Here is an 18,857-nt window from a genome sequence, read left to right on the forward strand (position 1 = left end):
GCAGCGAAAGGTAAGCCTAACCTTGGGCTGGGGCCGGTTTTCAAACTGCATACCCTATCAGTCGTCAATTCAATTTCCGTCTGACTTGTCCTTCAGACGGAGGGGCTGCCTGCTTTCACGCCACCGTCCTCGAGCAGGGCCCTTGCGGAGAATCGGAAGCAATGCGAGCATTGCCGCCAAATGAAACGCTCGGCTTCTGATTCTCCGCTCCTCTTTGATATCCCACTTGCGCCTGACTTTTCCGAAGAGAAAAGGCTGCTTTCGCGTGGACTGAAACACATCGTCGGCATCGATGAGGCCGGACGCGGACCTTTGGCCGGTCCGGTGGTTGCCGCTGCGGTTATTCTTGATATCGATGACCTTCCGGATGGTCTGGACGATTCCAAGCGTCTCACGGCTGCAAAGCGTGAAGCGCTTTACGAAACCATCCTGGCGAAGGCCGTCACCGTTTCGGTGGCAAGCCTCAGCGCGCGCAGTATCGATGCAAGCGATATCAGGAAGGCCGCGCTTGAAGCCATGCGTCGCGCTTCTGTTGGCCTGACCTTGCAGCCATGCCACGCGCTGATCGACGGACGTGATGTTCCGCCGAGGCTTCCCTGCCCAGGTTCGGCGCTGGTCAAGGGCGATCAGCGCTCCGTCTCCATCGCCGCCGCCTCCATCGTCGCCAAGGTAACACGCGACCGGATGATGATCCGTGCCGGTGCCGTTCATCCGCCCTACGGGTTGGAGATTCACGCAGGTTATGCAACCGTGAAGCATCGCACCGCCATCGAAACGGCTGGTCCCGTTCCCGGCATCCACCGCTACACTTTCGCGCCCATCAAAGGCCGCTATAGCGCTTAAACAGTGGCCAACTTGGCCGCGAAGCCGAAAAGCAGGGCTGCAAAACCCCAGCGCTGGACCGTTTGTATAGCAGGATAACGTTTGAACAGGTTGCCAAGCGACGAGCCTGTAAAGGCATAGATCGTGTCGAACGACAGCCCCACCATAGTCATGACAGCCCCCAGAAGTGCAAACTGGAGCGTAATACTGCCATTTTCAGGATGAACGAACTGCGGCAGCAGAACCGAACAGAAAAGCAGCGCTTTCGGGTTGAGCAAATTGGTGAGAAGACCTTTCCGGGCCGACGCCATATAGGATCGTCGCTCCCGCGCACCGCCGACCGTATCCACTGTCGGCAACGGATGGCGCAGGATGCCAATGGCAAGCCAGACCAGATAAAAGGCACTTATGATCCGAACGAACTGAAACGCGACTGGAAATGCATGTAAAAGCGCAGCGAGACCAAGTGCGGCAAGTGCCACATGGCAGGCACGCGCGATTGCAAGCCCTGCTGCCGCTGCAAGCGCATGTGTCCTGCCCTGTGCTGCACCTGTCTGGAGGAGCAGAAGCATATCCGGTCCCGGAATAAGAAATGCAGCAGCCAATGCGCCTGCATATAACCACATCTCGCCCATCGATATCGTCCACCAGAGCATTTCCAGCAAAAGTGCGCAGCAGTTTTGCGTAGGATAATGCGAACAAAGAAAGTAACAGCCTGTCCGTTATCCGAAGCAGCGGCGTGTCGAAACTATGCGGAGATCCATGCGCATGTCCTTGCGATTTGTGGCGCAATGTTTCTGGCTTGTGGTATATTCCACCAATATAGTAACTCTGATTGTCGGATCATGCCAAAATTGAAACTGGACGCTATCGACCGCAAGATACTGACCGCACTTCAGGAAGATGCGCGGCTCTCCAATGTACAACTGGCAGAGAAAGTCGGCCTGTCGCCCTCTCCATGCCTGCGGCGCGTCAAGATGCTCGAAAAGGCAGGCGCTATTCAAGGTTACCATGCAGCACTGGATCGCAATGAGGTCGGGCTTGGATTGACCGTTTTCGTCGGCATCCGGGTGGAGCGCCATCACGAAGAAACTGCGACTGCGTTTCGCACCTCCGTGCAGAATCTGCCGGAGGTCTTTTCATGCCATCTCGTGTCGGGAGAATCCGATTTTCTGTTGCAGGTGGTGGTCGCTGATCTCGCGGCCTATGAACGCTTTCTATCCGGCACGCTGTTGCGGCTTCCCGGCGTGATCGACATTCGGAGCAATTTCGCCATCCAGACGGTCAAATCGCAAGGAGAGCTGCCGCTTGCGCATCTGGCAGACCTCAAGGACTGACCTCACTTTGCACCGTCTGAGGGCCATCATGCCGGATATTGTCAATGCAGTTCTCATCGGCCCCAGGGGCATTCTTCTTGGGCGCCGCAGCCCGGATCGTCGCGCCTATCCAAACCGGTGGAGTTTTCCGGGTGGTCATGTTGAAGCGGGCGAGAGCTTTGAAAGCGCGCTCCAACGGGAAATCCACGAGGAGCTCGGATTAACGCTTCGCGCATTTTCGTTTCTCGCCACCATAAAAGCGGTAGATCCGGTCGCGTCATTCCACCTCTTTACCGTTAACGGCTGGGACGGCCATCCCACCATTCGCGACCGGGAGCACACGGAACTGCGATGGTTTACGCCAGCGGAAGCCTGTGCACTGGATGACCTTGCTTTGGAGGAATACCGACCATTGTTTGACAAACTGGATGGCATTGCAGCCATCCTCTGATCGGACTGTACTGAAATCGATTTCTCGATCCAAGCCAACAAAAAACGCCGCCCTTTTGAGGCGGCGTTTCTCTGAAACTATGTGAGGCGGGATTAGTTCAGGTTCGACTTGACCTGCGACAGAGCATCCTTGAACAGGTTGCCTGCGACCTTCGTGTCTACCTTGTCCGCAACGATCTTGCCGGCTGCGGCGACTGCGAGGTCAACTGCCGAAGCACGAACTGCGTTGATGGCATCGACTTCAGCCGTTGCGATCTTCTGTTCGGCCAGCTTGTTGCGGCGTGCAACATATTCTTCCGTCGCGCGCTTGGCATCTTCGAGAAGTGCCTTGGCTTCACGTTCGGCAGAAGCAACGATGTCGCTTGCTTCCTTTTCGGCTTCCTTGCGCTTGCGATGATACTCGGCCAGCAGTTGCTGGGCTTCTTCGCGAAGCGTGCGTGCTTCTTCCAGTTCGTTCTTGATACGATCAGCACGCTCGTCGAGCGAACGACCGACCATGCCCGGAACCTTCAGGTAAGCCAGGATTGCCAGGAAGATAATGAGGCCAATCAGTGCCCAGAATGTAGCGTCCATTGTCCTCTCCTCAGGCGTTCGAAGCCTTGACGGCTGCTGTTACCGAAGCTTTGTCGGCCTTGGTGCCCAGAAGCTGTTCGACGATCTCTGCCGTGGTTTCCTCGGCAATGTTGCCGACGTCGCTCATGGCCTTGGTCTTGATCGCGGCGATACGTTCTTCGGCTTCCTTGAGCTTGCCTTCAAGTGCTGCTTCAGCTGCAGCGCGTTCTGCGTCAGCTTCGCCCTTGCCCTTTTCACGAGCGGCTTCGGCGATCGAAGCAGCCTTGGTGCGGGCCTGGGTCAGTTCCTGCTCATAGGCAGCAATAGCGTTGTCGGCGTCCTGCTTGAGGCGGGCTGCCTGCTCGAGATCCTGAGCGATACGATCGCGACGGGTTTCGATCACGCCACCGATGCGCGGCAGAACCACGCGCGACATGAACAGATAGAAAAGCCCGAAGGTGATCGCGAGCCACAGGAGCTGCGAAGCATAATGGGTGGAATCAAACGGCGGGAATACGCCGCTGCCGTGTCCGGCATCGTTGGCGACCCCGGTCTCGGTGTGCACAGCATCGGCTGCGCCGTGCTCGCCAGCAGCAGGTGCCGGCTGCGATTCGGTGGCGGTTTGGGCAAACGCCGTGGACACGAACATCCAGATTTCCCCTTTAATCCAGCACGATCTGATCCAGATGGAGAAGGATCATGCCTTACTCAGACGTCATATGCAAAGGCCAGCCGCGCTGCATTTCAAGATACAGATCGCGGCAGGCCAGTTCCTTGCGACCGTTGATTAGACGGCGAAGAGGAGCAGAAGCGCGATGAGCAGCGAGAAGATGCCCAGAGCTTCCGTAACGGCGAAACCGAACACCAGACGGCCGAACTGGCTGTCAGCAGCGGACGGGTTGCGCAGAGCGCCGGAGAGGTATTGGCCAAAGATATTGCCGAGGCCGAGAGCCGTACCGGCCATACCGAAACAGGCGAGACCGGCGCCGATGTACTTTGCTGCTTCCGCTTCCATGTTAAGCTCCTTCTGGATTGAATATAAGCGCGGATTTCAGTTCTGGCGGTCGCCCGCCGGCTTGAACTCAGTGTCCCGGATGTACTGCGTCGTTGATGTACATGCAGGTGAGAACGGTAAACACGTAGGCCTGCAGGAAGGCTACGAGGAATTCGAGTGCGGTGATCGCAACCGTCATGATGAGCGGCAGAACCGCGCCGCCGATGCCGATGGGCCCAAGTGCGGCCAGCGAAACGACGAAGCCTGCGAAGACTTTCAGCGTGATGTGGCCAGCAAGCATGTTCGCAAAGAGACGAACCGAGAGGCTGATCGGACGCGACAGGAACGAGATGATTTCAATGGCGACAACCAGCGGCACGATAATGCCCGGAACGCCGCTCGGCACGAACAGCTTGAGGAAGCCGAAACCGTGCTTGAAGAAACCGTAGATAATGACCGTGGCGATAACCAGCACGGCGAGCGCGAAGGTTACGATGATCTGGCTGGTAACCGTATAGAAATACGGAAAAAGACCGAGGAAGTTGGCAACCAGCACGAACATGAACAGCGAGAAGACGAAGGGGAAGAACTTCATGCCCTTCGACCCTGCTGAATCTCTCAGACTGGTGGCCACGAACTCGTAAGCCATTTCCGAAACTGACTGCAGACGGGTCGGGATGAGACCACGGCCCGAAGAAGTCAGATAGAGGAAACCCGAAGCGAGCACGACGGTTGCGACCATGAAGGCCGAAACATTCGTGAACGAAAGGTCCACACCGCCTACGTCGATGGGAATCCACCGGGAAACCTGGAACTGATGGATCGGATCGTTCGCCACCTTAACCTCGTCTGTCTTCCCTGCCCGAAGGCAATTTGGCCTGCCCGAAGGCGATTTGGTCTGCCCGAAGGCGTTTCAGTCTCGGGCGCAAGGCCCGTTTGATCACTTACACTTGAACGAACTTTACCGTGAAGCCCTTCAAGTCCTATTTCTTGTCGCTCTTTTCCACGCTAGATTTAATGTTGCCCTGTTCGGCAACATATCCAGCGGAACGAAGCACGTTGAGGACGCCCGCACCGAAGCCCAGAAGGAGAAATACGATCAATCCCCAGGGCGACGTACCGGCGACACGATCAATGAACCAGCCAATCAGCGCTCCGACCACAACCCCTGCGATGAACTCGCTGGAAATCTTCATGGCCTGCGCGACCGAACTTGCAGTCGCCGATCGTTCCTCCTCGGAAGCCGGTTGCTTGAGTACACCCTTCTTGGCCAGTTCGGCCTCCAGGCGATTCAAACGCTGATCCAGCTCCCCGGAACCGGGTTCGTTCTTCGCATCCTTGATGGCACCGGATGGCTTTCCGGGTTCGGTCCCGCGCGCCATTGGCAGCTCCTTTTTTCAAGAAATACGAGGATTTCAATCCCATTTCCAAGTTGCGCGCAACATATTGACACGCCGTCCGCTAGTCAAGGCGGTGCAGGCATTGGTCCAGAAGGTTTTTTATCCAACAAACTCAAATAGTTAGATATTAGTGCGACTCATTTTCCGACCAAAGGATCAGATTGGTCACATTATTGGCTAAAAAAACGGAATCGATTTTGAACGGTCACACCCTGTTCGGGTGAGGATGAAAGCCGGCCTTATGCGCCTGCTTGGCCTTTTAGTCCGCTAACAAAAACGTGAGTTGAAACCGGTCGACCCTGCTATTGCGTGAGAACACAGCAATCAGCTCCACCCGCCGCCATAGGTGCGGTAGAAAACGTGGAGACCGATCTTCGTGACCTTCTTCATGGTCGGAGCCCAGAACGGGCGAACATAGGTCGCATGGTAATGCGTGGCGGAACCGACTTCCGGCAGCCAAATCTGACCAGCGGAAACCGTCTTCGCGACCTGCTGCGCCATGCGCCATTGCGGCATTTCGGTCACGCGGTGCTTCTGGCCATCGCAGGCAAAGGAAAACTGGCAGGCATTGAGCCAGTCACGATTCTGGTAGACCACGCCGCAGATCGAACCCGGATAGGCGGGGTTGCGCACGCGGTTGAGGACAACCTGAGCGACAGCAACCTGCCCCTTTACCGTTTCGCCGCGCGCTTCATAATAGACGGCCTCCGCAAGACACTTCTGCTCGCTCTGGCTGAAAGCGGAAGGCGGCAACGGTGTTGCTGCCCATTCATGGTCCTTCTCGCCGATCGGCGGCACGAAGCGGCCTTCGTCCGGCTGGGGCTTCAAAATGCTCTCGAAAGGCGATGTCTTGCCATAGTCCGGCGTCGCAGGCGCATAACCAAGGGCCAGCGCATCCGGCTGGTCATTGGTAATGAGCTTGGCAAGCTGGGTCGGCATTTCGGAGCGTGGCTTTGGCGGCTTGACCGCGTGGAATGCCATTGTGATGGCGACTTCCTTGCCTTCGAGCTTGCTGGAGAAGGCCATTTTCGCGTCCGTCTTTTCCGGCGGACGCGTGATCATGCTGATCTTCTCGAACATGCTGCCGGCAGTGAAGGCCTTGGCGGGTGCCTTGGGCTTGACTGAGACGAGACGGCCTGTCTTGTCGGCACGATTGATGCGGTTTTCATCCGGGTTCGGATCATCCGGACCGAGCTTGGCCGTCTTTTTGCCTCCGGACAGCGCGACACGACCGATGCCCGGCACTTCAATACCGTTTGTCGCTATGCTGCCCGTTACGGTCGTCGCATCCACGAACGGCATTTCAGCCTGATGCACAGAGCCGACCGGCGCCTTGGCAACGAAGGCGGTCCAGCGATGCGACCCCAGATCCGCCGACGGCACCAGGCTTGCCATATCCTGAAAGGCGATCGCATTGGAGTTGAAGAGATATGTCATGGCTGCCAGAACCAGCGGCACCAGGCGATGCGGCTTATGAACTGTCTGGCGTGGCTTTGCCCTTACCGCGTAATAGCGGCCCTCTTCCGGGCAATAGCCCGTGACAGGGTAATGCCACACCGGCTCGGCAACGGCCTTCCTTCGACCAAACAGCGCTCGTAAAGATACAAGACGCACCGCACACTCCACTCACACTGACTAAACTGATGCGGCGATAACGGAGTATTAACCTTGTCCATCGGGTGGAGGACGCGCTTGCAGCTCTGGCTAATACAGTCATTATCAGCAGCGCGTTAACCATGAACGAATATGGTTAATGCAGGGTTTAAGCTCATTCGGCTTCACGAATGCCGGATAGCTATGGAGAGGGAGTTGCGTCATGGATAAGGTCACAGGTGGATGCCTGTGCGGCAGTGTCCGCTTTGAAGCGTCGGGGCGGCCATATCGGGTCGGCATCTGCCATTGCCTCGATTGTCGCAAGCATCATGGAGCCCTGTTTCACGCTTCGGCGATATTCCCTGAAACTGCGGTTACGGTTGAGGGGGAAACCCGCGACTATGCGGGACGTCATTTTTGTCCTCGTTGTGGCTCTCCTGTTTTCGGACGCAGCGCGGATGAAATCGAGGTCAATCTCGGCTCGCTCGATACGCCGGATCAGTTCAAACCGACATATGAACTCTGGATGATCCGTCGCGAATCCTGGTTGCCGCCCTTCCCCGGCATGAAAGGCTACGGGCGTGACCGCGATGGGTCGAACCGTTTTGAGGATTAGAGCGCATCCCGAAAAGGGTGAAACGGTTTTCGGAAAAGATGCGCGGTTCAAAACAAAGGATTAGAGCGCCTTTTCTTTCGTGACAGCCGTTCTATTTGCGATAATGATATTGGTCTTCAAAGCTTCTGGGAGGGAACTTATGCGGGGATTGAAGCTCGGGATTATCGGAGTGGTTTTCAGTTCTTTTGCGGCTATTGCCACGGCGCAGGCCGATGACTGCCAGAACGCCAGTTCGCAGGCCGCACTCAATGAATGTTTTGGCAATGCCTACAAGAAATCTGATGCCGAGTTGAACAAGCTCTTCAAGACCTTGCAGCGCCGCGCCGACGATGCCGACCTGAAGAAAAAGCTGGTGCAGTCGCAACGGGCGTGGATCGCCTTCCGCGATGCCGAATGCGACATGCAGACTTTCGGCGGCGGCAGTATAGTGGGCACATCCTATCCTATCTGCCTGTCCGGCCTAACAACACAGCGCATCAATGATCTCAAGGGTTATCTCAAATGCGACGAAGGGGACAGCAACTGCCCCTTCCCTGCTGCGAGTAACTAGACCTGCTCTATAATTATCAGGCTCGGCTCTCATAGGCGGCATCGAAGAATGCCTTCTCCAGTTCGACCGCTCGCCGGAAGAACTGCTGGCATTGTTCCGTCGTTGCCGGGCCGACCCTGTCGAGTTCCGAGCGCAGGAAACCAACGAACTCCACAAAATATGGATTGTCGTGCAGCACGATCCATTCCGCGAAAATGAAATCGTCGGGCAGAGGCTTTGGCGCTTTTTCAGCCCAGTCAAGATAAAGCCATTCGGCAACCGTCAGCACCGACAGGCAGGCCGCATAGGAGCCGGATCGCGCAGCCTCCAACATCAGCTCCTTGAATGCGGCGGTTGGCGCTGCATCGGGCGTATCGAAACGCTCGGCGTCGGAAACTGCGAGTTTTGCAAAAGCCCGTTCGAAATAGGAATTCTCGTCGCTGCTGATCATGCCTATGAAACGGCCCAATGTCAGCTTGGCTTCCATCCGGTCGCAATTGACGAGCGTTCCGCCCAGCAGTGACAGAAAGCAGTCGATAAAGCGATGATCCTGCACCAGATAGCGCGTCATGACATCGGGCGCGACCGTACCCGCATGGATTTCACTGACAAGGCGATGGCCGACGGCTTGCGACCAGAATGGTTCGGCGCTCTGACGAAGATTATCAGTAAAACGTCCGGCTTTGGCATCACTTGGCATGGAAAGACCGACTCCTTGCTATTTTCACGGCCGGACCTTATCGGGGCTATCCAGCATCGGCAATGCGCATGTCAAAATCCCCTTATGCATCGGCGGCAGATTGGTTATGCTGCTGAAATGAGGTGACATTTTTCTGAGGGGAACGATGAACACACACTTTTCGCCAGCCCGCGCCGCTCTGCTGCTTTCTGTTGCGATGGCTCTTCCTGCAGGGAGCGCCTTTGCCAAACCTGCCTGTGACGGCGTGACGACGACACTGACCAAGCAACAGAAATCCGACTACAGGTCTCTCATCGCGCAAAGCCTCGGCAAGAAAGTCAAACCGGCTTCCGTCAACATTGAGAGCTTCATGCAATATGGCAACTGGTCCGTCGTCTATGCGGATGTCCCGGTGGCCGATCCCGGCTATTTCTTTTTCGACCTTTCCGGCAAATCACCCAAACTGAAGGACGTCTGGGGCGGGATGGCTGAAAGAAGCGAGATACCCGATCTGGTCAAATGGGCGGAAAAGCTCGGCGCCAACAAGCAAATTGCCGCCTGTTTTGCCGATACGGCAACCGCTTCTTAAGTTCGAGAAACCTACACTCGACTTTCACTGACTTAATTGACGCCAGTGTCCGTAAGATGATTGACGGAGCAACGCACATTTGCCACCGACTCATCACGCAATTTTTGAATCCAAGGTATAATTATAATGCAGTTTACCAAGGCATTTATAGTTGGCCTTGCAGGCGCCATCAGCGGCCTCCTTGCATGCAATACCGCCACAGCAGAACTCATGAACCTGCGCGTGAGTAGCACATCCATGATGCCCGTCTTTGGGCCAGGCGATGTCGTCGCGGCAACCAGCTATAGACCACAGGAAAAGATCGAGCGCGGCGATCTCGTCGTCTATACTGTTGACTACCTTTCGAAGGAATTGTTCGGCGATGTACCGGTCAAAGCTGAATTCCTCGGGCGAGTGATCGGACTGCCCGGTGAAACGGTCAAAATCGAGAACGGAATACCGCTCATCAACGGAAAAGCGCTCGAAACAACGGAGATCACATCAACAATTGATGATGGTTGCCCGGAAGAAACCGTGTCGAGTTCTTATTATAAGTGCCGTTTCGTGCGCGAGACGACACCGGAAGGCAAGAGCTATGTTCTTCTGGATACCGTCGATCATGGCGTTATTGACAACGTCGAGGAGAAGGCACTTGCTCGCGACCAATATTATATCATGGGAGACAATCGCGATAATGCGAACGATAGCCGAGGAAAGTATGTCGGCCTCGTATCGAAAGACCGGATCAAGGGCAAGATTCGTATGGTGTCTGCGTCAGTCCGCAAGCCGGACCGGCAGTGGCGATTGGAAGGTTTTCCAGGCTTGGAGTGAACCATTCTCCAACCACACTTAATCCTGCTTCACAGACCAGCGGTCGATATCAGCGCTCTGTCCGATCAATGCGAGACCGTTGGCGATGGAATCGAACTGGTTCGAGCTTGTTACGACGGCATCGGGGAAGCGGTTTTCAAACACGGTGCGGATAACCGGCACGAAAGATGTGCCGCCGGTGAGGAAAACACGGTCGATAGACGACGTTTCCAGCTCCGCTTTATCCACCGCCTGCTGCACCGACTGCTCGATCTGGTGCACATCGTCCGCGATCCAGTTTTCGAAATCATTGCGTGTGATGTCGGAACGGATTTCGAAGTCGTCGGCCTTGAAGTGCAGTTCCGACATGCGCTGTGAGGAGAGACGCACCTTGAGGTCCGAAACGGCGCGGTAGATTTCATAGCCGTAATCGTTCTCGATCAAGTTGATGAAATGTTCGAGCGGCTTCGGATCGACCGCTTGCCGGGCCAGTTCGTCCAGATCGCGAATGGTCGCCGGAGAGTTCATCAGGAACAGCGTGTTCCAGCGCGCAAAATTTGCATAATAATGGTTCGGTATGGTCAGCCTTTTGCCGAAAGACTGGTATTCGGTACCCTTTCCGAGAAGCGGCGAAACGGCATTGTCGATGATGCGATAGTCGAACGTATCGCCCGCAATGCCAAGACCCGTCTGGCTGAGCGGTGTGAAGCTGAGGCCATGCTTGCCCACTTCGAAGCGCACGATGGAAAAGTCGCTCGTACCGCCGCCGAAGTCGGCCACCAGAACGGTGGATGCAGCTTTCAGTTCCTGTGCATAGAAATAAGCGGCAGCAACCGGCTCATAGACGTAGTGAATATCGGTGAAGCCGAACGCCCGGAATGCCTTTTCATAGCGCTGCATGGCCAGTGCTTCATCCGGTGAAGCGCCTGCAAAGATCACCGGCCTGCCGATGACCACGCGATTGCCCTTTGGCGGCAGACGGTCGCCCAGCCGCGCGGCAACCGTTTCGAGGAAAGTCGTCAGAATATCCTCGAATTTGAACCGCTTGCCGAAAACCGGCGTATCGGTGAAGGATTTCGATGCCGCGAACGTCTTGAACGATTGCAACATGCGCGTGGAATGCGGCGCGTTGACGAATGCGTCCATCGCCCAAGGCCCGCTTTCAACGGTGCGCTCCCCGGTTTCGCGATCCTGCCAGAAGCAAAGGATCGAGCGATAACCGGTAATGTCGATCCCATCCTTCGGCACACTCAAAACCGCTGTCGTGCCGTCAGGCGCTGCAACAGAAATAACCGTATTGGTCGTGCCAAAATCGATGCCCAATGTCACGCCGTCAAAACGGCTCTGAACAGCCTTCGTCATCACTGCACCTTTTTGGAGAAAACCGGAGAGCGGGCGAATTAGCAGTCGCCGAAGGCAAGCTCAACCCGAAAGTACCAAATTAAGTGCTGGTTGTGATCACGATCGCGATCATCGGCGCCCAGATGAGAAAAATTTTGGGTCGCGCAAATGTTAATGAAGGTCTTTAAAGTTTACATGAATTTTGTTTTCGGCCTGTTAGGTTTCTGCGCCGCATCTGGAGTGGTTCGTCTTTCACTCACATCCCCTGAACTGCTCCGCTTATTTGTTTTCACCGTCTTCGCAATGCCGGATGTTTTGCATTCGGTTTCGCTATGTTCAAGTTCACCCAACAGATGAAAGCGATACTCATGGCGTTTCTCTCACGTACGGTTCTTGCCACGCTCCTCCTTTCGGCCGGTGCGCTTCCCCACGCTGCAAATGCTCAGGAGACGGCCAGCCAGCCGATAGCCAGCGGCTATCACAGCAGCGGCCAGGCCACCGCAGAAGTGAGCGGTGTCGTGGCCGACGGCGACAAGCTGACGGTCAAGGTTCGCTTCATCAACGCCAGGGAAGGCGGAAGTGTTTCCACGACGCTTTACACCGCGCTGTCGGACGAGGACTACGAGAATGACTACTATCTCCTCGCGGGCGACAAGAAATACCTTCTGCTGAAAGATTCCGAAGGCAAGCCGCTCGCTCCAGCGTCGGTTTCCCTGTTCGGTACGGGCCATGTCGTCGGTGTATGGCACGGCGTCTTCCCTGCTCCACCGAAGGGCCAGAAGGTGACGCTCTATATCAAGGGCGTCGAGCCGCTTGGACCGTTCGCCGTTCCCGCCGAATAGGGGCTGGCCATGACCAGTAAGATCATAGGCAGCATCGCTTTAGGGCTTGCCGTGCTCTGCCTGCCGTCCATTGCGGCAGCGCAGAATACAAGCACCGACAACAGCGCTTATATTCGCGACCTCGTGCCCGAAATCCGTGATCTGGTTTCGGCATCGGGCAGCACTGATGGCAAGGCGCGTGGCCTGTCCGGTGCGGCACAGGAGATTGTCGAGAAGAGTGGCAATATCACCATGCGCGAAACCGATGACAGCATCGTCCTTTCCGTGACGAGCGATATTCTGTTCGATTTCGACAGCGCCAAACTGACTGGCAAGGCCAAGGCAACGCTGACCGATATTGCCAGAATACTGGAAAGCATGCCGGATTCCGCCGTCCGCGTGGTGGGCCATACGGATTCCAAGGGGTCCGACAACTACAACGACAAACTGTCGAAAAACCGTGCCAATGCGGTCGCGAAGTTTCTCATGAACAATGGTGTTCAATCGGCACGGCTGAAACCGGAAGGGCACGGCGAAAGCGAACCTGTCGCGCCCAACGAAATCAAGGGCAAGGACAATCCCGACGGGCGGGCGCAGAACCGGCGTGTCGAATTTGTAATGCCGAAAGCCTAGGGGGCTGGCCCCATACCGAACGCAACTTCCGGCATCACGCCGGAAGTCTGCAATTTCTGCCCCAGATATATTAGTAATATCTTATTTTCATGAGGCGTTGACGCCCTAGTTCACGATTGCCGGCCCCGGCATCAACCACAATTAGGAAACCGTCTCATGAGCACAAAACCAACGATCGTCCTCGCGCATGGTTTTTGGGGAGGAGCTGCCCATTGGAGCAAGACCATCCTCGCACTTTCCCGAATGGGACATGACAAGATAAGAGCCGTGGAGATGCCCCTGACGTCGCTTGCCGACGATGCTGAACGTTTGCGCAAGATGACAGCACAACAGGACGGCCCTGTCATTCTGGTTGGCCATTCCTATGGCGGTGCGGTCATTACACAGGCAGGCGATCTGCCCAATGTGGTGGGTCTGGTTTACATCGCAGCCTTTGCACCTGATGCGGGCGAAAGCCCCGGCGGCATCAGCCAAGAACATCCGCCTGCGGCAATCGCCAACCTCGCGCCCGACAGCGACGGCTATCTCTGGATCAAATACGATAAGTTTCGCGAGAGTTTCTGCCAGGATCTGAGCGCCGACGAAGCTCTGGTCATGGCAACCACGCAGAAAGCTCCCATCGCCAATACATTCGGTGACGCGATCACAGCACCAGCCTGGAAGAAGAAGCCAACCTGGTATCAGATATCAACTCAGGACCATATGATCGCGCCGGAGAACCAGAAGCGGATGGCTGAGCGCATGAACCCGCGCAAGACCATCACACTGGATGCAAGTCATGCCTCGCTTGCATCAAGACCCGACGAGGTCGCGGGATTGATCGTCGAGGCCGCAAACAGCGTCTCGTGATCACCGAAAAGAGAAAGCCCGGAGCAATCCGGGCTTTCTCTGTGTCAGCTTATTTCTTTTTCTTCGCTCGGCCTGCGAACGGATTGTCCGAGGTGCGCAAAGAAAGCCTTATCGGCACGCCCGGCATGTCGAAGGTTTCACGCAGACCGTTGATGAGATAGCGCACATAGGATTGCGGCATCGCATCGGGGCGCGAGCAGGACACGACAAAGCCCGGCGGACGGGTCTTCACCTGCGTCATATACTTGACCTTGAGGCGGCGCCCAGAAACTGCCGGTGGCGGCTGGTGCGCGATGACGCCTGCCAGCCAGCGGTTGAGACGCCCGGTCGAAACGCGGCGGTTCCAGATTTCGTGGGTCTTGACGACATTCTCCATGAGCTTGTCGATACCCTGACCACGCTCACCGGAAATCGGCACGGCGCGAAGCCCGCGCACCTGTGGCAGCAGGCGGGCCGTCTTTTCGTAAAGATCGGCAAGAACCATCTGGCGGTCCTCGATCAGATCCCATTTGTTGAACGCGATGATCGGCGCACGGCCTTCACGGATGATGAGATCGGCAATCTGCAGATCCTGTTTTTCAAACGGGATCGTCGCATCGAGCACGATGATGACGACTTCCGCAAAACGGATCGCACGCAGGCCGTCAGCAACCGAGAGCTTTTCGAGCTTTTCCTGCACGCGCGACTTGCGGCGCAGACCAGCGGTATCGAACAGCTTGATCTTGCGGCCACGCCATTCCCAATCCACCGAGATCGAGTCACGGGTAATGCCTGCTTCCGGTCCCGTCAGCAGGCGGTCTTCACCGAGCATCGTATTGATGAGCGTCGACTTGCCAGCATTGGGTCGGCCAACAATGGCGATCCGTAGCGGCTTGGTCGCATCATAGGCCGGGATTTCTTCTTCGTCCGGGTCTTCGACGTCGTCGCCGATCAGTTCACCGACAGCCTTCGGCGTGAAAACCTCGTCTGCGGCTTCCTCTTCCTTCTCATCGGCAAAGACGCGCTCTTCGCCCAGGAGTTCGACAATGGCGTCGCGCAAATCGGGCATGCCCTGACCGTGTTCGGCAGAGATCGGGCACGGTTCGCCAAGGCCAAGCTGGAAAGCGTCATACATGCCGGACTGTGCGCCGCGCGCTTCCGCCTTGTTGGCGACCAGCACAACCGGCTTGCCGGAACGGCGCACCACTTCCGCAAAGGTGCTGTCAGTCGGCGTCAGGCCATTCTTGGCATCGACCACGAAAAGGATCACGTCGGCTTCCTGAATGGCAGCCTCGGTTTGCGCGCGCATGCGCGCTTCCAGGCTGTCATTGGCAGCTTCTTCAAGACCTGCCGTGTCGATGACCTGAAACTTCAAATCGTAGAGCTTGGCATCGTGGATGCGCCGGTCACGCGTGACGCCCGGCAGGTCATCGACCAGCGCCAGCTTGCGGCCGACAAGGCGATTGAACAGCGTGGACTTGCCGACATTGGGACGCCCGACGATGGCGACTGTGAAACCCATGGGAGAAGATAACTCCAGAAACCAGAGCGGTTCCGCTTTCAACCGAAACGTGGAACCGCTCTATTTATTTATCTTGACGCGCATCTTGCCCGAAAACCGCTTCGCACTTTTCGGGATGCGCTTTGATTTTCCCGCGCATCTTATCCGAAAACCGCTTCGCACTTTTCGGGATGCGCTTGTTTTATTATGTGCTTTGCGCGTCAGGCACCTTGACGCCTGCGCTGCGCATCAGATCGAGCATCGTATTGGAACGCTGGCGAATGTTGGCCGGAGCAAGATTGTCATTGGCGATCTGCTGGAACAGCTTGACCGCATCATCGAACCGCTCAGCCTTCCAAGCAGCAAGTCCCAACGCTTCACGCGCACTTGAACGCATCGGATTGCCGTCTGCGGAAAGCGTTTCGACGCGCTTGGCGACATCGTCATAGGAACCGCTGTCGACCAGCAGATAGCCGGCACGCAGGCGAGCCACGTCGCGAAGCGGTGCAGGCACGGCGTTGTCGGCGGCGACGTCATCGAAAGCCTTCACGGCACCGGCGGCATCGCCCTTGTCCGCGAGAACCGATGCGGCGCGAAGACGTGCCAGAACCGGATAGGAGCCGTAGCCGGTCTTCTCCAAATCGTCGAGCGCGGTCAGCGCTTCGTCGTTCTTGCCTTCCGAGGCGAGGTCCAGTGCGGCAAGGAACTTGTCACCGGAAGCGGAAGCCTTGCTGTCGACCCAGTGCTGATAGCCGACCCAGCCAGCCGTTCCCAGAACAACGGCCACAGCAGCGCCGATCAATGCCGGACCGAAATTCCGCCAGATCTGCTTTGCCCGTTCCGAACGGATTTCCTCGTTTACCTCGCGAATGAAACTGTCGTCTGCCATGGACCTGCCACTAAAGCCAAATTGATGTTCGTATTTGTTCGTTCTGGCGCTTTTAGTCGCATTTCGCGCCATATGTAAGACCCGTCTGCGAAATAAGCCGAAACACGTGTCACAAAGTGCATTTCGGTCCGACAATAGCCTTATTCAAGAACTAGTGGAACTGTTCCTCCCCCGCTTCGTTTCGTGATTCATGCGCTTTCTGTCCCCCCGCCCCCTTCTTCTCTCCGCCTTGGTTCTGGCCACCTGCACTGCACAGGCAGAACCAATGTCCGCAAAGCCGCAATATGTGCTGATTTCCTTCGATGGTGCACATGACAATGCGCTCTGGACCCGCTCGCGCGAGCTGGCGAAGAAGAACAACGCCCATTTCACCTATTTCCTCTCCTGCGTCTTCCTGATGACCAAGCAGGACCGGCGCGATTACAAGCCGCCTCACAAGCGGGCGGGTTCGTCCAATGTTGGCTTTGCGCTGAGCCGCAACGAAGTCGTCGCCCGCCTTGGCAATATCTGGCAGGCGCATCTGGAAGGAAACGAGATCGCAAGCCATGGCTGCGGCCATTTTGACGGCACCGACTGGTCTACCGCCGACTGGGATAAGGAAATCAAGGAGTTCCGCCGCATTACCGCAGACGCCTACAAGAATAACGGCATCGACGGTGAGCCTGAAGGCTGGCGCGATATGGCGCTGAAGGGCATCGACGGTTTCCGCGCGCCCTATCTTGCCGCATCGAAGCCGGTGCAGGATGCGCTCAAGGCAAACGGGTTCCGCTATCAGGCGTCCTCCATCACGCGCGGCCCCGAAGAGCCGACCCTTGCCGGTCAGTTTGCTTCTTTCGGATTGCCTCTTGTTCCGGAAGGCCCGTCACAGCGTCCTATCGTGGCGATGGACTATAATCTCTATGTCCGCCACTCGAAGGGCAAGGAAGCGCCACAGCAATCCGCCGCTTTCGAGGAACGGGCCTATAAGGCTTTCCGGACGGCATTCGACAAGCAATATGCGGGCGAACGTAACCCGCTTCAACTCGGCTTCCATTTCGTGCTGATGAATGACGGCGCCTATTGGCGCGCCATGGAACGGCTCGTAACGGAAGTTTGCACCAAGCCCGACGTCAAATGCACCACCTACAGCGATTATCTGGACAGTCTCGACAGGGACACTGTCCATAAGGACCAGAGCAGATCCTGACCTTATGTCGAAGGGGTTGATTCCAGATTTGCCTGATCGAGCGACGGCAGCGGCTCGTCGCGGATAACCGCCTCAAAGGCCCTCAGACGCTTGTAGATCGACAGCAACTCAATGATCGTGGTCCATGAATTGACGAGATACTGGAACGATCCCTGCACCTGCGAGAAGACATTGCTGATCTGGTTCATCAGACCGAGCGTCAGCTTGCCCGCCACGATCGACGGGACCAGGATCAGGGTCGGGAAAATATTGTCGGCCTGAATGTAGAAAATGCGGGCCACGTTGAAATAGACATAGTGGAAATAGAGCCGGAAATAATTGTGCCGGACATTGCGGAACAGTTCGCCGAGCGTGATCGGCTCCGCGCGATCCGCATGATCCTCACCATAGACCAGCTCCTTGCGGTAGGCCGCCTCGACACGCTGATTGTTGAATTCCAATCCCGGCAGTTTGATACCGACCAGCGCCAGAAATCCGGTGCCGAAAGCTGCCCAGAAAATCGCCGCCACGACCAGCGCGTGCGGCACCATGCCAACCACCGGCAGCTCGCTGACCTTCTCCGAGAAGCTGAACAGGACCGGCAGAAAGGCGATCAGCGTCATCACCGATTTGACGAGGCTGACACCAAGCTGTTCCAGCGTCGTGGAAAAGCGCATCGTGTCTTCCTGCACGCGCTGGGCTGCACCTTCGATGGAACGCAGTTTCGGCCAGTGGCTGACATAGTATTCGTTCATCGCCGAACGCCAGCGGAAGATATAGTGGCTGACGAAGAACAGGCTCAGAACGCCGACCGTCACGCCGATAAAGGCAATCTCGGCGAAGGTGACCATGCCCCAGTAGAAATCGGAGGCGCTGACGGCTCCGGGCGATGTCAGTGCCTTTTGGACCAGATCGTAGAACGGTCCGTACCAGGCGTTGACCGCCACGCTGACCTGCACGCCGAAATAGGTGGTGAACAGGATCAGGGCTGATCCAAGTATCGACCAGCGCTGCCATGGGTGCGATGAAAACCACGCCCAGAACAGGTAGAAGGCGAACGTCACCACCGCGAAATAGACATAGAACCAGAGAAACGGCGCCGACCAGAAAAGGCTCGCACCAATAATCGGCGCGGCATCATGTGCTAAAGGTGGCAGACCGAATATGGCGCCCAGCCCTTCGCCACCGTTATACCAGCCAGCGATTGCCAGCAGGCTCCAGATGAGTGCGGACCAGAAGAAGATTTTCGGGCGAGGGAAGAATGACACAAACACGGAATTTCAGTCCAACTTCGTGAGGATTTTCCTCATAAGAAGCCTGTCTTCGTGCCTTTACCAGTTAAATTCCTGT

Annotated in this window: 23 protein-coding genes; 11 read left to right on the plus strand and 12 right to left on the minus strand. The window is 56.5% G+C overall.

Annotated features, from left to right (window positions below; translation table 11 throughout):
- Positions 1-180: 180 nt before the first annotated feature.
- The gene (locus MKS82_RS07460) at positions 181-843 is read left to right on the plus strand and encodes a ribonuclease HII (RefSeq protein ID WP_176037174.1); all 663 of its coding nucleotides are present in this window, start codon (positions 181-183) and stop codon (positions 841-843) included.
- Here the strand turns inward: MKS82_RS07460 and MKS82_RS07465 are convergent.
- On the minus strand, positions 840-1,457 hold the full coding sequence (locus MKS82_RS07465) for a LysE family translocator (protein ID WP_176037173.1): 618 nt from the start codon (positions 1,455-1,457) through the stop codon (positions 840-842). The genes MKS82_RS07460 and MKS82_RS07465 overlap by 4 nt on opposite strands.
- 210 nt (positions 1,458-1,667) lie before the next feature.
- On the opposite strand from MKS82_RS07465, the gene MKS82_RS07470 reads away from it, so the two are divergent.
- Together MKS82_RS07470 and MKS82_RS07475 are read left to right on the plus strand one after the other, a co-directional pair.
- Positions 1,668-2,159, plus strand: coding sequence for an Lrp/AsnC family transcriptional regulator (locus MKS82_RS07470; RefSeq protein ID WP_176037172.1), 492 nt, complete (start codon positions 1,668-1,670; stop codon positions 2,157-2,159).
- A 28-nt stretch (positions 2,160-2,187) separates the two neighbouring features.
- A complete protein-coding gene (locus MKS82_RS07475) occupies positions 2,188-2,589 on the plus strand; it encodes an NUDIX domain-containing protein (RefSeq protein ID WP_176037171.1) in 402 nt (133 codons plus the stop codon).
- Between the two features lie 92 nt (positions 2,590-2,681).
- On the opposite strand, the gene MKS82_RS07480 is transcribed toward MKS82_RS07475, so the two are convergent.
- From MKS82_RS07480 to MKS82_RS07505, 6 genes are all read right to left on the minus strand, one after another.
- Positions 2,682-3,161 (minus strand): F0F1 ATP synthase subunit B, encoded by a 480-nt coding sequence (locus MKS82_RS07480; protein ID WP_176037170.1) that lies wholly within the window; start codon positions 3,159-3,161, stop codon positions 2,682-2,684.
- Between the two features lie 10 nt (positions 3,162-3,171).
- Positions 3,172-3,789: a F0F1 ATP synthase subunit B gene (locus tag MKS82_RS07485; protein WP_109986118.1), complete on the minus strand. Its 618-nt coding sequence runs from the start codon at positions 3,787-3,789 to the stop codon at positions 3,172-3,174.
- 138 nt (positions 3,790-3,927) lie between these two features.
- A complete protein-coding gene (locus tag MKS82_RS07490) occupies positions 3,928-4,155 on the minus strand; it encodes a F0F1 ATP synthase subunit C (protein WP_002963544.1) in 228 nt (75 codons plus the stop codon).
- Positions 4,156-4,222: 67 nt separating this feature from the next.
- Entirely contained in the window at positions 4,223-4,972 is a 750-nt protein-coding gene (locus tag MKS82_RS07495; RefSeq protein ID WP_104756471.1) for a F0F1 ATP synthase subunit A, read from the minus strand.
- 145 nt (positions 4,973-5,117) lie between these two features.
- On the minus strand, positions 5,118-5,516 hold the full coding sequence (locus MKS82_RS07500; protein WP_109986117.1) for an AtpZ/AtpI family protein: 399 nt from the start codon (positions 5,514-5,516) through the stop codon (positions 5,118-5,120).
- A 342-nt stretch (positions 5,517-5,858) separates the two neighbouring features.
- The gene (locus tag MKS82_RS07505) at positions 5,859-7,148 is read right to left on the minus strand and encodes a cell wall hydrolase (protein WP_176037168.1); all 1,290 of its coding nucleotides are present in this window, start codon (positions 7,146-7,148) and stop codon (positions 5,859-5,861) included.
- Positions 7,149-7,350: 202 nt separating this feature from the next.
- Between MKS82_RS07505 and MKS82_RS07510 the strand changes: the two genes are divergently transcribed.
- On the plus strand, positions 7,351-7,743 hold the full coding sequence (locus MKS82_RS07510; protein ID WP_176037167.1) for a GFA family protein: 393 nt from the start codon (positions 7,351-7,353) through the stop codon (positions 7,741-7,743).
- A 139-nt stretch (positions 7,744-7,882) separates the two neighbouring features.
- Positions 7,883-8,293 (plus strand): lysozyme inhibitor LprI family protein, encoded by a 411-nt coding sequence (locus tag MKS82_RS07515; protein WP_176037166.1) that lies wholly within the window; start codon positions 7,883-7,885, stop codon positions 8,291-8,293.
- Positions 8,294-8,309: 16 nt separating this feature from the next.
- Here the strand turns inward: MKS82_RS07515 and MKS82_RS07520 are convergent, their stop codons facing one another.
- On the minus strand, positions 8,310-8,972 hold the full coding sequence (locus MKS82_RS07520; RefSeq protein ID WP_176037165.1) for a TenA family protein: 663 nt from the start codon (positions 8,970-8,972) through the stop codon (positions 8,310-8,312).
- Positions 8,973-9,117: 145 nt separating this feature from the next.
- Here MKS82_RS07520 and MKS82_RS07525 point away from each other — a divergent pair, with 145 nt between their 5' ends.
- Both MKS82_RS07525 and lepB read left to right on the plus strand, forming a co-directional pair.
- Positions 9,118-9,540 carry a hypothetical protein gene (locus MKS82_RS07525; RefSeq protein ID WP_176037164.1) on the plus strand — a complete coding sequence of 141 codons (423 nt, stop codon included), beginning with the start codon at positions 9,118-9,120 and terminating at the stop codon, positions 9,538-9,540.
- A 126-nt stretch (positions 9,541-9,666) separates the two neighbouring features.
- Complete coding sequence (gene lepB, locus MKS82_RS07530; protein ID WP_176037163.1) at positions 9,667-10,350, plus strand: signal peptidase I; 684 nt, start codon at positions 9,667-9,669, stop codon at positions 10,348-10,350.
- 18 nt (positions 10,351-10,368) lie between these two features.
- Here lepB and MKS82_RS07535 read toward each other — a convergent pair whose 3' ends face one another.
- On the minus strand, positions 10,369-11,691 hold the full coding sequence (locus MKS82_RS07535) for an Hsp70 family protein (RefSeq protein ID WP_176037162.1): 1,323 nt from the start codon (positions 11,689-11,691) through the stop codon (positions 10,369-10,371).
- 347 nt (positions 11,692-12,038) lie between these two features.
- Here MKS82_RS07535 and MKS82_RS07540 point away from each other — a divergent pair, with 347 nt between their 5' ends.
- The 3 genes from MKS82_RS07540 to MKS82_RS07550 all read left to right on the plus strand — a co-directional run bounded on the left by MKS82_RS07540 (position 12,039) and on the right by MKS82_RS07550 (position 13,973).
- Positions 12,039-12,512 (plus strand): hypothetical protein, encoded by a 474-nt coding sequence (locus tag MKS82_RS07540; RefSeq protein WP_235969088.1) that lies wholly within the window; start codon positions 12,039-12,041, stop codon positions 12,510-12,512.
- A 9-nt stretch (positions 12,513-12,521) separates the two neighbouring features.
- Positions 12,522-13,124 carry an OmpA family protein gene (locus MKS82_RS07545; protein WP_176037161.1) on the plus strand — a complete coding sequence of 201 codons (603 nt, stop codon included), beginning with the start codon at positions 12,522-12,524 and terminating at the stop codon, positions 13,122-13,124.
- A 156-nt stretch (positions 13,125-13,280) separates the two neighbouring features.
- The gene (locus tag MKS82_RS07550) at positions 13,281-13,973 is read left to right on the plus strand and encodes an alpha/beta hydrolase (RefSeq protein ID WP_176037160.1); all 693 of its coding nucleotides are present in this window, start codon (positions 13,281-13,283) and stop codon (positions 13,971-13,973) included.
- Between the two features lie 49 nt (positions 13,974-14,022).
- On the opposite strand, the gene der is transcribed toward MKS82_RS07550, so the two are convergent.
- Complete coding sequence (gene der / locus MKS82_RS07555) at positions 14,023-15,474, minus strand: ribosome biogenesis GTPase Der (protein ID WP_109986108.1); 1,452 nt, start codon at positions 15,472-15,474, stop codon at positions 14,023-14,025.
- A 184-nt stretch (positions 15,475-15,658) separates the two neighbouring features.
- Positions 15,659-16,342 (minus strand): tetratricopeptide repeat protein, encoded by a 684-nt coding sequence (locus MKS82_RS07560; protein WP_109986107.1) that lies wholly within the window; start codon positions 16,340-16,342, stop codon positions 15,659-15,661.
- Between the two features lie 190 nt (positions 16,343-16,532).
- Between MKS82_RS07560 and MKS82_RS07565 the strand changes: the two genes are divergently transcribed.
- On the plus strand, positions 16,533-17,528 hold the full coding sequence (locus tag MKS82_RS07565; RefSeq protein WP_176037159.1) for a polysaccharide deacetylase family protein: 996 nt from the start codon (positions 16,533-16,535) through the stop codon (positions 17,526-17,528).
- 2 nt (positions 17,529-17,530) lie between these two features.
- On the opposite strand, the gene sbmA is transcribed toward MKS82_RS07565, so the two are convergent.
- On the minus strand, positions 17,531-18,781 hold the full coding sequence (gene sbmA, locus MKS82_RS07570) for a peptide antibiotic transporter SbmA (protein WP_176037158.1): 1,251 nt from the start codon (positions 18,779-18,781) through the stop codon (positions 17,531-17,533).
- Positions 18,782-18,857 lie beyond the last annotated feature (76 nt).

It is taken from the genome of Ochrobactrum sp. A-1 (assembly GCF_022488005.1).
Classification (GTDB): domain Bacteria; phylum Pseudomonadota; class Alphaproteobacteria; order Rhizobiales; family Rhizobiaceae; genus Brucella.